The organism is Sphingomonas sp. 2SG, from assembly GCF_005503285.1.
Classification (GTDB): Bacteria; Pseudomonadota; Alphaproteobacteria; order Sphingomonadales; family Sphingomonadaceae; genus Sphingomonas; species Sphingomonas taxi.
Genome location: NZ_SCMZ01000018.1, coordinates 36,367 through 49,215, shown reverse-complemented (window position 1 = coordinate 49,215; position 12,849 = coordinate 36,367). Strand labels below are relative to the sequence as shown.

The window sequence follows — 12,849 nt, the reverse complement described above, 5'->3', positions numbered from 1 at the left end:
GGCAGCTTTAGGACACGTTCACAGAAGCGGCGCGTGACCGAAATTGGGGCGCGTAGCTGCCGTCGCGAGCTTTATGAACAAGCGTCCGCTTACGTTGTCTGCGCGCCCGAAAGCGGACCGGCGGCTCTCCACCAATTTTGGCGGCGCCGAACCGCATTATCGGCAATTATTATATGGAACGGCTGCAGCCCGCATCGGGCTGTTGGCCTCAAGACGAGCTGCCAAGTCGGTATAAATATCTTGCCGACATAATACGTTTTATCTTGGACTCCATATAGCTCATAATCCTCGGTGAGGCAGGACGCATCGAACGGCGCGCCGCCCCGCTCGATGGCGATCTCGCCGAGGACGTCGGCGCGGATCGCGCATCCGGTTCCCGCCAGCGGCAAGGGCGCACCCAGCATCGCGCGCACGGGCTGCTGCATGCCATGCGCGTAGGCGAATTCGTCGGCGTAATGGCCCGACACCAGCGATCCCGATCGGATCAGCGGCAATACCGGCACCTGCACCACCGCATAGCTCTGCAACAATGCGTCGAAGACCCGCAGTTCCGCCGGATGAACCACGTCCTCGGCATCGTGGATGACGATCGCCTCGGTTCGCCGCTCCGCCGCGGCATCGTCCCGTTCCAGCGCAGCCCACAAGATATTGAGGCAATCCGCCTTGGTCGTCGGGCCATCGCGCGGGCCGACGATCATGCGAATGCGCGGATCACGTTCGACGAGTTCTCGCGCCGCCTCGATCGTCGCGGGATCGTTGGGATAGACCCCGACGTACACGCGATAGCCGGAATCACCGAACCGCGCCGTCGTCGCCGCCAGCATCGCGCCGATCACCGCCTCCTCGCGCCAGGCCGGGACGAATATCGCGAACGATGCGGGCACCGCCCGTCCGGGCAGATCGCTCACCCACCGGCGCGGTGCCTGCCAGTGTCGCAGCCGATCGACGAAAAAGCAGAGGTCGACACCGAGATCGTCGACCCCGCCGATCAGGAACCAGGTCGCCGCGAACAACATCGACTCGCGCACGGCGCCGTCCAGGACGACCATCAGAAAATCCAAGACCCCCGCCCCGCATTTCTAGGCGACAACATCCGCAACGGATGCTTTTGAGCAAGGAGAATTCGTCAAGCCATTAGGAATATTGAGGTCGCACGGCCAACCCCGCATGCAAATCGCACTACGGCGGCATGGATATTTCGACTTATCAACAGGATGCCTGACGGGGCGGGAAATATGGGTCACGCAAGCGGCGCCGGACCCGTCCTGCCGCGCACATAAATCGCGCCCGCCCATCGTAACGGTGCGAACCATTCCGTGGTCGGCGCGTTACTCGCCACTGATCCCTTTTCCCCTTTCGGGATCAGTGCCGGTCCAAGCACGGCACGGTCGCGCCGATGCGTAGCAGGCGGCGCGGCCAACGTGCTGGGCGGGTTACGGCGTGTCGCGACCGCCGCCGGTGCCACGGCCCGCGCCGCCACCCGCACCCGCCGCACCGACCGTGCCGATGTTGCCGAACAGATCCTCGAAGAAGCCGCGCTTGCGACCCAGCGTCGGCGTCGTCTTGCCATACGGATCGATGCTGGCGATCTGCTCGACGCCGGTGCGCGTCACCGACTTGACCGTGCCGTTGGGATCGAAGCTGATCTTCAGCGCGATCTGGTCCTTCGCCTTGGGCTTCTGGAAGTTGAGGTTGCGGCTGTCGCGCGCGACATAATACCAATCGCGCGTGCCGAACTGGCTGGCGATCGTCGGCTGGCCGAGCGTGCTCGCCACCGACTGGCGGTTGTCGACACCCGGCTGCACCGAATTCACCAGATCGGCATCGATGATATAGCCCTGATGCGACCGCAGCGGCGCGCAGGCGCCCATGGCGACGGTCAGCCCGAGGGTCAGCCCGAGGCCGATACGGGCAAAGGATACGCTCATCACTATCTCCAGCGGCAGCGCCACGCCATGTCGATTGCATCGCCCGCCGATCGCCTCGATATGCGAAGCACGGGCGGGCTTCAAGCGCCGGGGCCATGTTGGCGCGAATGGTGAGGATATGCCGTGGGTTGGTGGGGACGATTGTTTGGCGAACGCCGTGAAGAGGCGTTGCCGCTGTACAATGCGGTGGTGACGCGCGGACGCGCCGAACATTGGTATCTGGCCGGCGGCGTACCCGACACGGTCGACGGCCGCTTCGACATGATCGCCGCGGTGCTGGCGATGGTGCTGCTGCGGCTGGAGCGCGAGCTCGCCGCGGCGGCGCTGTCGGCGCATCTCACCGAGCGGTTCGTCGACGATATGGACGGGCAATTGCGCCAGATGGGCATCGGCGACATCGTCGTCGGCAAGCATATTGGCAAGATGATGAGCATGCTCGGCGGCCGGATCGGCGCCTATCGCGACGGGCTGGCGAGCGGCGATCTCGGTCCGGCGCTGGTCCGCAATCTCTATCGCGGCGTGGCTCCGGCGCCGCAGGCACTGGCCGCAGTCGCCGCCGACCTGATCGCGCTGCACGACGCGCTCGCCACCGCCCCGCTCGACCGCCTCGTTGCCGGAGACCTGCCATGACCCCCGAATTCAGCCGCCTGGAACGACTCGATGCGATCGGCGCGGGCGAACGTGAAGTGCGCATCGCCGCGACCGAGGCCGAACGCGCCGCGCTGGCGGTGCGCTTCGGCGTGCTGGCGGTCGAACGGCTCGACGCCACGCTCCGGGTCAAGCGCGAGGCGGCAGGGATCGTCGTGCGCGGCCGCGTCACCGGTGCGGTGGTCCAGGCCTGTTCGGTCACCGACGTGCCGCTCGACGCGACGATCGACGAGCCGGTCGCGCTGCTGTTCGTCGAGGCGCTCGACGAGCAGGAGGAGGTCGAGCTCGACGCCGGCGCGCTCGACACGGTCGAGATCGAGGGCGGCGCGGTCGACCTCGGCGAGGCGGCGGCGGAGACGATGGCGCTGGCGCTCGATCCTTTCCCGCGCAGTCCGGATGCCGAGACGGTGCTGCGCGAGGCCGGCGTGATCAGCGAGGACGATCATCGCCCGTACAGCGCGTTGCAGGACCTCAAGTCGCTGCTGGGCAAGGGGTAGCGCTTCCGCCCCTTCGTCATCCCGGCGAAGGCCGGGACCCATGGACACGGGCGGCAGATAGAACGCACCGCACCAGCGTCCCCGCATCCGTAGGTCCCGACTTTCGTCGGGATGACGAGAGGGCGGGTGGTGCGGGCGCCCCCTACGCTTCGCCGCCGCGCCCGCCATGGCGCTGCTCGGTGAGGATCTGCCAGCCGGTGATGAACAGCGCCGCGACCAGCGGGCCGACGACGATGCCGCTGATCCCCGCCACCTCGATCCCGCCGAGCGTCGTCACCAGCACCAGCCAGTCGGGGATGCCGGTATCGCGCCCGACGAGGACCGGCCGCAGGATATTGTCGGCGAGCCCGATCACCGCGACGCCCGAGACGATCACCACGACGCCCTGCCACACAGCGCCGGTGGCGAGCAGGTAGATCGCGACCGGCACCCACACCAGGGCCGGCCCGATCGCGGGCAGCAGCGCCGCCAGCGCCATCAGCAGACCCCAGAGCAGCGCCGCCGGCACCCCGACGATCCAGAAGGTCACCGCGCCCAGCGCACCCTGCACGAGGGCAACGACGACCGACCCCTTGATCGTCGCGCGGACGACGGCGACGAACTTGTCGATCAGCCGGTCGGCGACCGGCCGTTCCAGCGGCAGCGCGTCGCGGATCACCGGCCCGAGCCGGTCGCCGTCGCGCAGCAGGAAGAAGGTGACGTACAGCCCGACGCCGAAGGCGAGCAGGAACGCCGCGGCATTGCGCCCGATCGACAGCGCCTGCGACGCGATCGACTGAAAGCTGCTGCGCAGGCCCTGCGCGATCCGCGCCTGTGCGGTGTCGAAGCTGCCGAGCCCGGCGCGGTCGAGCGGATGCTGCACCCATTGCGGCAGCGCGTCGTGCACCTGTTCGAAATAGCGCGCGAAATCGATCTGGCCGCTCTGCACCTTGGCATAGACGCCCGCCGACTGGTCGACGACCATGCCGGTGATCGCCAGCGCCGGGATGATCACCGCGACGAGGATGATCAGCAACGTCGCCGCCGCCGCCCAGTTGCGCCGCCCCGGCATCTTGGCGAGCAGCCAGTGGAACAGCGACTGGAACAGGATCGCCGCGAGCAGGCTCCACAGCAGCGCCGCGACGAACGACGACACGACGAGCAACAGCCCGCCGGTGATCAGCGCCAGGAACAGGATCAGCCCGCCCGATTCGAGCCGTCGTCTATCGATCACGTCATTCCCCTTCGTCGTCCGTCCCCGTGCGGACCGGGGCAAGAACCCGTCAGGACCGTTTCGGGTCCGTCTCGGTCCTGCGGTGAATCACGCAAAGGCGCGAAGGCACGAAGAAGAAGGAAGATTTGGTTCGCGCAGAGGCGCGGAGGCGCGGAGAGGTTGCGCCTGTGGAACGGTCACCGCGTACCACAAGCGTGGTCGTGACCAAATCGGCGCGCGAAGGCGCAGAGGAACGAGCGCGATGCCGATCTGCGCCGGAAAGATGAAGCGCCTTCGGCGCAACGGGCGCGCCTCTCGGCGCCTCTGCGCCTCTGCGCCTCTGCGCGCAAAACCTACTTCTCTCCGCGCCTCCGCGCCTCAGCGTGAACCGGTCTTCTTCGCGCCTTCGCGTGAAAATCAGCGCTCGTCGGGTCCGAGGCTCGGATCGAGGTCGCGCGGCCGTACGAACCGGCGCAGATCGCCGCCGCCCTCCGCCACCGCCGACCAGTCGGCGATATCGAAGGTCATCTCCGCCAACGTCGCGGTCGGATATTTCTCTTCGACCAGCACCCGCAACCCGTCCGGCGCCGCCGGCACCAGCATCAGCACCAGATCCTCGAGCCCCGGATTGTGCCCGACGAGCAGCACCCGCTCCGCCTCCGCCGGCAGGTCGTGCACCACGTCGAGCAGCGTCGCCGCCGAGGCGAGATAGATACGCCGCTCCCACGCAGGCGCCAGGTCGCGGCCATAGCCCGCCACCACCGCATCGAGCGTCTCGCCGACGCGCACCGCCGGCGAGGCGACGACGTGATCGAAGGCGAGGTCGAGGCTGCGCATCTTCCGGCCCACCGTTTCGGCGGCGCGCCTGCCCTTGGCGTTGAGCGGGCGGTCGAAATCGCGGCTCACCGGATCGTCCCAGCCGGACTTGGCGTGGCGCAGCAGCGTCAGCGTCTTCAACCGGCGTCTCCGTGATGTGTCGCGAGCGCCGCCTCATGCCCGATGTGAGTCGGTAAGGAAAGCCGCGCCTGCACCCGCGCCACCGCCTCGTCGAGCGTCACCCGCGCGATGCCGACGCCGGGCGGAAACGCCGACAACAGCCGCGACGGCATCGCCGACGACAGCATCACGAACGCGCCGCGATCGTCGGCGCGGCGGATCAGCCGCCCGAACGCCTGCGCCAGCCGCGCCCGCACGATGCGATCGTCATAGGCCGACCCGCCCCCCGCCAGCCGCCGCGCGGCGTGCAGCACGCTCGGCTTGGGCCAGGGCACGCCCTCCATCACCACCAGCCGCAGCGACGATCCCGGCACGTCGACGCCGTCGCGCAGCGCATCGGTGCCGAGCAGCGAGGCGTGCGGGTCGTCGCGGAAGATATCGACGAGCGTGCCGGTATCGATCGGATCGACGTGCTGCGCGTGCAGCGGCAGCCCCTCGCGCGCCAGCCGGTCGGCGATGCGGCCATGCACGCCGCGCAGCCGCCGGATCGCGGTGAACAGACCGAGCGTGCCCCCGCCCGCGGCGACGATCAGCCGCGCATAGGCGTTGGCGAGCGCGGGCAGGTCGCCACGCTTGACGTCGGTGACGATCAGCACCTCGGCATTGGCGGGATAGTCGAACGGGCTCTTCGCCTCGAACCGTGAGGCGGCGCGGGCGAGATGCGGCGCCCCGACGCGCGCCTCCGCGGTTTCCCAGTCGCCGCCGCCGGTGAGCGTCGCCGAGGTGACGAGCGCGCCATGTGCCGGCTTCAGCACGATCTCGGCGAACGGCCGCGTCGGGTCGAGCCAGTGGCGGTGCAGGCCGATATCATATTCGCGCCCCTCGACCCGGTCGACCGCGAGCCAGTCGACATGCGCCGGATCGACCGGGCCGCCGACGCGCGCGAGCAGCGACAGCCACGCCGCCACCGTCTCGGCGCGCCAGCCGATCGAGGCGATCGCCCCCTCGACGCGCGCGCGCGCCGGCGCATCCATCCAGTCGGGCGCCTCGGCGAGCACCGCCTCCAGCCGCCGGCCCAGCGTCACCAGCGGCCGCACCAGCGCATCGAGCGCCGCCGCGGCGGGCGCCGCCGCCTCGATCAGCTCGGGGGTCGGCTCGGCGAGTTCGGTCTCCAGCCCGTACCCGGCGTCGCCCGGCTGTTCGGCGCGCGCATAGGTCAGGCCGCGCACCGCGGCGAGCAGATGCTCGATCGGCCCGAACGGCGCGCCTTCGTTGATCCGCCCCAGCCAGCCGTCGCTGGCGAGATGCCGCGACGCCTCGATCGCATCCTGGATCGCGATCCCGCCCTGTTCGTCGTAGCTGGCGACGTCGGACAGCCGCGCCTGCAGCCCGCGTCGCCGGCCGCGCCCGCCACTCTCCGGCCCGAGGATCCAGCGCCGCAGCTCGATCGTCTCCTGCCCGGTCAGCGCGGTGGCGAACATCGAATCCGCCGCCTCGAACAGATGATGGCCCTCGTCGAAGACGTAGCGCGTCGGCCGTGTCGTCGTCTCGCGGCCGCGCGCCGCATTGACCATCACGAGCGCGTGATTGGCGATCACCACGTCCGCCTCCGCCGAGGCGCGCGCGGCGCGCTCGATGAAGCATTTGCGGTAATGCGGGCAGCCGGCATAGACGCATTCGCCGCGCCGGTCGGTCAGCGCGGTCGGGCCGTTGCGCCGGAACAGCGTCGGCAGCCAGCCGGGCAGGTCGCCGCCGACCATGTCGCCGTCGGCGCTATACGCCGCCCAGCGCGCCACCAGTTGCGCGAGGATCGCGGCGCGGCCGGCGAAGCCGCCCTGCAACGCATCCTCCAGATTGAGCAGGCACAGATAATTCTCGCGGCCCTTGCGCGTCACCACCTTCTGCCGGCGCAAGGCAGAATCGGGGAACAGCCGCTCGGTCTCCTTCGACAATTGCCGTTGCAGCGCCTTGGTATAGGTGCTGATCCACACCGCGCCGCCGGCCCGCTCCGCCCACAGCGAGGCGGGTGCGAGATAGCCCAAGGTCTTGCCGATCCCCGTCCCCGCCTCGGCGAGCACCAGATTGGGCGCGTCGCGTATCGCGCGCGGGGCGAAGGCATCGGTCGCCGCCGCGGCGAAGGCGCGCTGGCCGAGCCGCTCCTCGGCGCCATGGCCTGTGAGGTCGGCGAGCCGCGCCTCGGCGTCGGCGGGTGGGATCGCGACGGTCAACGGTGCCGGCCGCGGCGCCTGTTCCTCCCATTCGGGCAAGGTGGAGAACAGCCAGCGCTCGTTGACCTGCGGCTTGGCGAGCAGCGGTGCGAGCGCGGGTCCCCACGGCCAGCGCAGCCGGGTCAGCGACTGTGCTGCGGTCCACGCGCCCTCGCGCTCGGGCCAGTCGCCTTGCGTCACCGCGAGCAGCGCCGCCGCCGCCTCGCGCAGGAAGGCGGCGACGCCCTCGTCGGTGTCGGGCGGCGACAGATCGACCGCGCGCGCCAGCCCCCTGGGCGTCGGCACCGCGAACCGCGCCGGATAGAGGAAGGCGAACAGCTCGAGCAGGTCGAGCCCCGACAATTCGGGATAGCCGAGCCTTTGCCCCACCAACGGCGCGTTGAGCAGGATCACCGGCGTGTCGGCGGCGATGCGGATCGCCTCGCCGCGCCCGATCGGCCGCGTTCCCTCCGCGGTGGCGATCCAGATGCCGCCATGGCTGGCGTGAAGGGCGGGATAGGGGATCACCCGTGCCGCCATAGCCCGCCGGAACAGAATGGCAACCGGACGGCGGTGCAACTCGGCGGCGCATCGCACGTTCGGCACGGGTCATCCGCCTGATAAGGATCAGTCTTCATGCGTACTCTGCTGTTCGCGCTCGGCGCCGTCTCGCTCGCCCTTCCCGCCAGCATCGCGCTGCCGGTCAGCAAGGCCGAGGCACGCCATCATTACCGCAATTCGCACGAGCGCGGCTATCGTCACGTCAAGCGCTGCCGCCATTCGAGCGGCACCACCGGCCTCGTCGCGGGCGGCGTCGGCGGCGCCTTGCTCGGCAATTCGGTGCTCGGCCATGGTGCGCTCGGCACCGTCGGCGGCGCCGTCGGTGGCGCTTTCGCCGGCCGCGCGATCGACCGTACGATCACCGCGAAGGACCGCTGCCGCTAAGTCCCGCTGTCAAGAGAGTTGCCGTGAGCGCGCGGGGTGCTTAGTCCCGCGCGCACCATGACCGATATCGACCTGCGATCCGCCGCCCTCGACTCCAAGGCTTGGCCCTATGAGGAGGCGCGCAAGCTCCTCAAGCGCTATCCCGACGGCAAGGCGGATGGCAGTCCGATCCTGTTCGAAACCGGCTACGGCCCGTCGGGCCTGCCGCATATCGGCACGTTCAACGAAGTGTTACGCACGACGATGGTGCGCAACGCCTTCCATGCGCTCTCCGACCAACCGACGCGGCTGATCGCGTTCAGCGACGATATGGACGGCCTGCGCAAGGTGCCAGACAATGTCCCCAACGGCGACATGCTGCGCGAACATCTCGGCAAGCCGCTGACCCGAATCCCCGATCCGTTCGGCAAGTTCGACAGCTTCGCCGCGCACAACAATGCGATGCTGCGCCAGTTCCTCGACCGCTTCGGCTTCGATTACGACTTCGCCTCGTCCACCGACTATTACGAGGGCGGCCGCTTCGACGACGCCATCAAGGGCGTGCTGCGCCACTATCGGGGCATCCTCGACGTCATGCTGCCGACGCTGCGCGCCGAGCGCCGCGAGACCTATTCGCCGGTGCTGCCGGTCAGCCCGATCACCGGCATCGTGCTGCAGGTGCCGGTCGAGGTGGTCGACCCGCAAGCCGGCACGATCGCCTTCACCGACGAGAGCGGCGAGCGCATCGTCCAGTCGGCGCTCGGCGGTCTTTCGAAGCTGCAATGGAAGGTCGACTGGGCGATGCGCTGGGTCGCGCTCGGCGTCGATTACGAGATGGCGGGCAAGGACCTGATCGATTCGGTGACGCAAAGCTCCAAGATCGCACGCGTGCTCGGCGGCCGTCCGCCCGAGGGCTTCAACTATGAGATGTTCCTCGACGAAAAGGGCGAGAAGATCTCCAAGTCGAAGGGCAACGGCCTCAGCCTCGACCAGTGGCTGACCTACGGCCCCGAGGAGAGCCTCGCCTTCTTCGCCTATCGCGAGCCCAAGAAGGCCAAGGCGCTGCATTTCGGCGTCATCCCGCGCGCGGTCGACGATTATTGGCAGTTTCGCGGCAATTACCCGACGCAGGAGATCGCGCAGCGGCTCGGCAATCCGGTGCATCATATCCACGACGGCAAGGTGCCGACCGCGACACTGCCGGTCACCTTCGGCCTGCTGCTCAACCTCGTCGGCGTGATGGGCGAGGCGAGCAAGGAGCAGGTCTGGGGCTATCTGCGCAACTACGTCCCCGACGCGACGCCGGAGCGCGACCCCGAACTCGACCGGCTGATCGGCTATGCGCTGGCCTATGCCCGCGATTTCGTCGCGCCGACGCTCAAGCGCCGTGCGCCGGAAGGCGTCGAGGTCGCAGCGCTACGCCGGCTCGACGCCGATCTCGCCGCCTTGCCCGCCGAGGCGAGCGCGGAGGATATCCAGAACGTCGTCTACGAGATCGGCAAGACCGCCGGCTTCGACACGCTGCGCGACTGGTTCAAGGCGCTCTACGAAACGCTGCTGGGGTCCGAACAGGGTCCGCGGATGGGCAGCTTCATCGCGCTGTACGGCATCGCCAACAGCCGCACGCTGATCGCCGAGGCATTGGCGAAGACCTCTTAATTCCTCCTCCCCGCTAGGAGTGCCGGGTTGAACGGCCCCCGGCCGTTCAAGATCATGCCGGGGGCATGATCGACCCGGCACTGTGGCAGGCCCAAGGCCTGACGGAGGGGGAGGATACGGCGAACGTGGTCGTATGCGGAGACGCCCCCTCCACCACGGCCTGCGGCCGCGGTCCCCAGTGCAAGGTCGATCATGCCCCCGGCATGATCTTAGATTGCCGGGGGCAATCCAACCTTGGACTCCCGCTAAAGCGAGGAAGGATTTCCTCACGGAACCACCCCCGCCCGCCGGCCGTTGATTTGCTGCAACGCAGCAACGGCGGCTAAAAGATCCACATGACCCTACGCCAAACCGCCGAGGCCCATCCGGGCCTCGTCCATCTCGCGCTCGCCGTCGGCGGCTTCGCGATCGGTACGACCGAATTCGCGGCGATGAGCCTTGAACCCGATCTCGCGCGCGGGCTCGGCATCGATGCGCCGACCGTCGGTCACGTCATCAGCGCCTATGCGCTCGGCGTCGTCGTCGGCGCGCCGACGATCGCGGTGCTCTCAGCGAAGATGTCGCGACGCACGCTGCTGATCGGGCTGATGGCCTTGTTCGCGATCGGTAATTGCCTGTCCGCCCTCGCGCCGAGCTATGGCTGGATGCTCGTCTTCCGCTTCCTCGCCGGCCTGCCGCACGGCGCCTATTTCGGCATCGCCTCGCTCGTCGCCGCGTCGCTGGTGCCCGCCGACCGGCGGACGCAGGCGGTCGGAAGGGTCATGCTCGGCCTCACCGTCGCGACCATCGTCGGCGTGCCCTTCGCCACCTTGCTCGGCCAGATCGCCAGCTGGCGCTGGGTGTTCGGGCTGGTCGCGCTGCTCGCGCTCACCACCGCCGGCCTCGTCGCGTTGCTCGCGCCGGTCGACGCGCCCGATCGCGATGCCAGCCCGGTGCACGAACTCACCGCGCTGCGCCGCCCGCAGGTGTGGCTGACGCTCGGCATCGGTGCGATCGGCTTCGGCGGCATGTTCGCGGTCTACACCTATCTCGCCGCGACATTGGTCGAGGTCACCGGCCTCACGCCGCGCAGCGTGCCGCTGATGCTCGCCGTGTTCGGCACCGGCATGACGCTCGGCAACCTCGTCGTGCCGCGCTTCGCCGACCGCGCGCTGATGCCGACCGCAGGCGTGCTGCTGCTCTGGTCGGCGGCGGCGCTGTTGCTCTACCCGCTCGCCGCCGGCAACGTCTGGACGATGACCCTCGACGTCTTCGCGATCGGCCTCGGCGGCGCGCTTGGCGCGGTCCTCCAGACGCGGCTGATGGACGTCGCCGGCGATGCCCAGTCGCTCGCCGCCGCGCTCAACCATTCGGCGTTCAACACCGCCAATGCGATCGGACCATGGCTCGGCGGCCTCGCCATCGCCGCCGGCTTCGGCTGGACCTCGACCGGCATCGTCGGGTGCGGGCTGGCGCTCGGCGGCCTGGCGATCTGGGTAATCGCGCTGATCGTCGAGCGCGGCCTGCCGGCGTTCGCGATCGGGCGGCGTCATGCCCGCCAGTGACCCGCGGCTGGCGAAGGGGACGCCCGCCTACCGGCGGCTGACCCTCGCCATGCTGTTCGCCGGCTTCTCGACCTTCTCGCTGCTCTATTCGGTGCAGCCGCTGCTGCCGCTGTTCGCCGCCGATTATCACCTCAGCGCCGAGGCGGCGTCGCTGGCGGTGTCGCTCGCCACCGGGCCGCTGGCGATCGGCATCCTGTTCGCCGGCATCCTCTCCGATCGCGTCGGGCGGCGACCGTTGATGGTCGCCGCGATGTTCGCCGCCGGCGCGCTGACCCTCGCCGCCGCGCTGGTGCCGGGCTGGACGACGTTGCTCGCGCTGCGGCTGCTCACCGGCGTCGCGCTCGCTGGCGTGCCCGCGGTGGCGATGGCCTATGTCGCCGAAGAGGTCGACGTCGCCTCGGTCGGTGCGGCGATGGGCCTCTACATCGGCGGCAGCGCGATCGGCGGCATGGGCGGGCGCCTCGTCGCCAGCCTCGTCGCCGATGTCGCCGACTGGCGCTGGGCGCTGGGCAGCGTCGGTCTCGCCGGCCTCGTCATGGCCGAGGCGTTCCGCCGCCTCGCGCCGCCGTCGCGCGGCTTCGTCGCCGGCGCCGGCGGCAGTCCGCTCGCCGGCGCCGCGGCGCTGTTCCGCGACCGCGCATTGCCGCTGCTCTATGCCGAGGCGTTTCTGCTGATGGGCGTCTTCGTCACCATCTACAATTACGCCGGCTTCCGCCTGCTCGCCCCGCCCTACGGGCTCAGCCAGGCGGCGGTCGGCGGCGTCTTCCTCCTCTATATCCTCGGGTCGGCGAGTTCGGCGCTGTTCGGATCGTTCGCCGGCACCGTCGGGCGGCGGCGCGTCTTCTGGCTGCCGATCGTGCTGCTGATCGCCGGCGTCGCCGCGACCGAGGCACGCGCACTGGTCCTCATCATCCTCGGCATTGCTTTGGTCACGATCGGCTTCTTCGGCGCGCATTCGATCGCGAGCGCTTGGGTCGGCCGCCGCGCGCGGGCCAATCGCGGCCAGGGCGCCGCTTTCTACCTGTTCTTTTATTATCTGGGGTCGAGCGTGCTCGGCTCGGCCGGCGGCTTCGCCTGGACGCACGCCGGCTGGCCGGGCGTCGCGCTCTTCTGCCTCGCGCTCGGCGGCCTCGCGCTGCTGCTCGGCGTCGTGCTCGCGCGCATCCCGCCGCTGCCCGACCCCGAAATAAGCCAGCCTGCCGCGGTCGAGCCGTGAACCGATGAGTCGTTCTTGGCGACGGGATAGCTTTTCTTCCTATTCCCACTAAGCCGATGGGATATCTTCCACGCTGGAGGTATCGGACGATGACGACG

11 protein-coding genes are annotated in these 12,849 nt (G+C 69.3%); 6 read left to right on the top strand and 5 right to left on the bottom strand.

Features of this window, described 5'->3' with window-relative positions:
- Positions 1–89 precede the first annotated feature (89 nt).
- On the bottom strand, positions 90–1,061 hold the full coding sequence (locus FFS23_RS09550) for a glycosyltransferase (RefSeq protein ID WP_249340608.1): 972 nt from the start codon (positions 1,059–1,061) through the stop codon (positions 90–92).
- A gap of 372 nt (positions 1,062–1,433) precedes the next feature.
- Positions 1,434–1,928: an outer membrane protein assembly factor BamE gene (locus tag FFS23_RS09545; protein ID WP_038667428.1), complete on the bottom strand. Its 495-nt coding sequence runs from the start codon at positions 1,926–1,928 to the stop codon at positions 1,434–1,436.
- Positions 1,929–2,051: 123 nt separating this feature from the next.
- Here FFS23_RS09545 and FFS23_RS09540 point away from each other — a divergent pair, with 123 nt between their 5' ends.
- Positions 2,052–2,558 carry a ubiquinol-cytochrome C chaperone family protein gene (locus tag FFS23_RS09540; protein ID WP_249340607.1) on the top strand — a complete coding sequence of 169 codons (507 nt, stop codon included), beginning with the start codon at positions 2,052–2,054 and terminating at the stop codon, positions 2,556–2,558.
- Positions 2,555–3,073, top strand: coding sequence for a YceD family protein (locus tag FFS23_RS09535; RefSeq protein ID WP_137898424.1), 519 nt, complete (start codon positions 2,555–2,557; stop codon positions 3,071–3,073). Before FFS23_RS09540 ends, FFS23_RS09535 begins: the two co-directional genes overlap by 4 nt.
- A gap of 142 nt (positions 3,074–3,215) precedes the next feature.
- Here the strand turns inward: FFS23_RS09535 and FFS23_RS09530 are convergent, their stop codons facing one another.
- From FFS23_RS09530 to FFS23_RS09520, 3 genes are all read right to left on the bottom strand, one after another.
- A complete protein-coding gene (locus FFS23_RS09530) occupies positions 3,216–4,286 on the bottom strand; it encodes an AI-2E family transporter (protein ID WP_137898423.1) in 1,071 nt (356 codons plus the stop codon).
- Positions 4,287–4,682: 396 nt separating this feature from the next.
- The gene (locus FFS23_RS09525) at positions 4,683–5,222 is read right to left on the bottom strand and encodes a SixA phosphatase family protein (RefSeq protein ID WP_137898422.1); all 540 of its coding nucleotides are present in this window, start codon (positions 5,220–5,222) and stop codon (positions 4,683–4,685) included.
- A complete protein-coding gene (locus FFS23_RS09520) occupies positions 5,219–7,948 on the bottom strand; it encodes an ATP-dependent DNA helicase (RefSeq protein WP_171009439.1) in 2,730 nt (909 codons plus the stop codon). Before FFS23_RS09520 ends, FFS23_RS09525 begins: the two co-directional genes overlap by 4 nt.
- A 96-nt stretch (positions 7,949–8,044) precedes the next feature.
- Between FFS23_RS09520 and FFS23_RS09515 the strand changes: the two genes are divergently transcribed.
- The 4 genes from FFS23_RS09515 (at position 8,045) to FFS23_RS09500 (ending at position 12,751) form a co-directional block, all read left to right on the top strand.
- The gene (locus FFS23_RS09515) at positions 8,045–8,353 is read left to right on the top strand and encodes a hypothetical protein (RefSeq protein ID WP_038664126.1); all 309 of its coding nucleotides are present in this window, start codon (positions 8,045–8,047) and stop codon (positions 8,351–8,353) included.
- Positions 8,354–8,410: 57 nt separating this feature from the next.
- Complete coding sequence (locus tag FFS23_RS09510; protein ID WP_137898420.1) at positions 8,411–9,991, top strand: lysine--tRNA ligase; 1,581 nt, start codon at positions 8,411–8,413, stop codon at positions 9,989–9,991.
- Between the two features lie 335 nt (positions 9,992–10,326).
- Positions 10,327–11,535 (top strand): MFS transporter, encoded by a 1,209-nt coding sequence (locus FFS23_RS09505; protein WP_137898419.1) that lies wholly within the window; start codon positions 10,327–10,329, stop codon positions 11,533–11,535.
- Positions 11,522–12,751, top strand: coding sequence for an MFS transporter (locus FFS23_RS09500; RefSeq protein ID WP_137898418.1), 1,230 nt, complete (start codon positions 11,522–11,524; stop codon positions 12,749–12,751). Before FFS23_RS09505 ends, FFS23_RS09500 begins: the two co-directional genes overlap by 14 nt.
- The last annotated feature ends 98 nt before the right edge of the window (positions 12,752–12,849 follow it).